General features: G+C 61.5%; 1 protein-coding gene and 1 pseudogene. Both read right to left on the minus strand.

Annotation, left to right across the window (positions count from 1 at the left end):
* Positions 1-1,706, minus strand: a 1,706-nt coding sequence (locus EOA28_RS32055) for an ABC transporter transmembrane domain-containing protein (protein ID WP_245501645.1), incomplete at its 3' end; no start/stop codon positions are given.
* Between the two features lie 112 nt (positions 1,707-1,818).
* Positions 1,819-2,582: pseudogene (locus EOA28_RS32060) on the minus strand (hypothetical protein); the annotation flags it as partial.

Genomic DNA, 2,582 nt, shown 5'->3' on the forward strand with positions numbered 1-2,582 from the left:
CCGATCACGAGCTTGGCGCCGAAGTAAAGGGTTGCGGCGACGACCAGCTTGTTGATCATCTGCACCGCCTGGCTCGCAGTATTGTTCAGGCTGAGCACGCGGAAGCTTGCGGTCACATAGGCGGCGAGCTGCTCCTCCCAGCGGCGCTGCATCTGCGGCTCGACCGCCATGGCCTTCAGCGTCTCGACGCCCGTCACGGTCTCGACCAGAAAAGCTTGATTCTCCGAGCCGCGATCGAACTTCTCATCGAGGCGCCGGCGAAACAGCGGCGCAGCTCCCGCAGAAATGCCGATGTAGAATGGGAACGACGACAGGACGATCAGAGTCAACGGAGTTGTGTAATAGAACATCACCGCAAGGAAAACGACGGTGAAGACGAGATCAATGACAAGCGTGAGCGCCGAGCTCGTCAGGAACTGCCGGATATTCTCGAGCTCGCGGACGCGTGCGACTGAATCCCCGACGCGGCGTGTCTGGAAATATGCGATCGGCAACGCCATCAGGTGACGAAACAGCCGGGCGCCGAGCTCGACGTCGATGCGGTTCGTCGTGTGCGCGAACAGATAGACGCGCAGCGTGCCGAGAACAGTTTCGAAAACGGTCAGCGCGATAAGGCCCGCGACCAGGACGTCGAGCGTGCTCATGCTTCGATGCACGAGCACCTTGTCGATGACCACCTGGAAGAACAGGGGCGAGATGAGGGCAAAGACCTGAAGGAAGAATGACGCGATCAGCACTTCGCCGAGAAGATGGCGGTATTTGTGGACCGCGCCGAGAAACCAGCCGATGTCAAACCGCCGGGACAGGTCCGTAAGGGCAGCGCGCCGGGTCATCAGGATGATATCGCCGTCCCAGATGGACTCAAGTTCGGCCTGGCTCATTGTAATGGGTTGCGGCGACGATGGGCGCTGAACGAGGAGCTTGTCGCCGACGACTTTGCCAAGGATCAGGAATCCACCGTCCCGAAGCACGGCGATTCCCGGCAGCGGAGTAACCGCAAGCCGATTCCAGCTCGTCCTCTGTGCCCGAGCCTTGAGTCCGAAATCTTTTGCACAGCGCAGCACTTCGGTAACGCCCACTCGCGCCGCGCCCATGCGATGCCGAATTTGGTCCGGCTCGGCCGCGATGCCATGGCAACGCAGCAATATCGCCAAGGCGACGAGCCTTGGGTCATCGCCGCACTCAGACGCAGTGCCCGCCGTCTGGGCGGCCTCATCGCGTCGATCGGCGAAACGAACACGCATCAAGGTACCGCTGGCGCGCCGTACCAGATCACGCCCACGGCCAATAAGGGCATGGAGCGCCCGCTGCGCGACGTTCTGTGATCCAGCCAAGATCAAACGGCCGTCCCACATTGCTTCGAATTCCGCTCGCGTGATCAGCTTCGCATTTGAAGAGGGTGGATGCAGCACAACCGCGCCTTTGTCGCTGACCTTTCCGAGAAGCAGAAATCCACCATCATGCAGTGAAGCGATGCCGGGCAACCGGATATCCGCAAGTTGTTTCCACTGTGTCTTGCGCGAACCGACCTTGAGCCCGAACTCGCGGGCGCAACGAAGCATCGCGCGGATGCCGATTGCACCGCCGCCGCCACAGCGATCGCGGATCTGGTCGGGCTTAACGTTCACGCCGTGAAAGCGAAGGAACAGAGCCAGGGCTCGAAGTCCAAAGTCTGCGGCGTGGGCATTCTCGTTCTGCATCGCCATTCTGGCTTAACCCTTCGCGGATACGCGTCCGCGTTCTTTCGATGTTCCTTCTCAGATTCACAAACTTGACGGTGCCGCACCCAGGCGCTGGAGCCCCTGGGTGCGGAGGCGATCAATGTTGCGGTCTGGTCAGGTACGAGTCGTGATTCCAGTTGGTTCCATTCGACAAGGACGCCACGATCTGACCGTGATCGACGTGGCCAGAGTTGCCGGCTAGGTACTGGTTCAGCAGCGCAAAACTCTGGCTTGCGAGGGACGCTCTACTCGTGCCGGACGCAAGCGGATGATCTGCCATAGTAATGTTTTGCGACGCCAAGGTCTTAGCGGTGCCGGCGACCAAGTCCCTGTGCTCGTTCAGCCAAGCAAAGCGCCGGGTTGACCAGGACGCTAGCGACCTAGCGGGAGCATGCTCATGATCCGTCTGGGCGATCACCCGCGGCGAGGTCGTGGTGGCGGCAGGCCGAGGATCCGTTACGGCGATGGTCTGCGGCGAGGCTGTCGAGACGGCGCCTGTGGCCGGATCCTTCGCCGTTGCCGTCAGCGTGAGTGTCGCAACCGGATGAGCCGCGCCCCTGTAGTTCGATTGCAGCGTCAATCCGCTGTCGACCTGCGCGGCCGTCAAGGTGATACTCTTGCCACTGAACGTCTTGCCATCGAGTTTGTCGGTGATCGTCTCGTACTTCGGCAAGCCCGTCAACGTCACGGTCACGAGATCGTTGGGGTCGGTCGTTGTCACCTTGACCCCGAGGTCGACCGTACCGCCCAGCCCGCTCACGTTGAGCGTTGGGTCGGCGATGGTGAGGACCGGCGCGATCACTGACGGGGTGGTCGGGGTCGTTGGGGTGATTGGAGTTGTCGAGGCGGGGGGGGGGGGGG

Source organism: Mesorhizobium sp. M2A.F.Ca.ET.067.02.1.1 (assembly GCF_004023285.1).
Classification (GTDB): domain Bacteria; phylum Pseudomonadota; class Alphaproteobacteria; order Rhizobiales; family Rhizobiaceae; genus Mesorhizobium.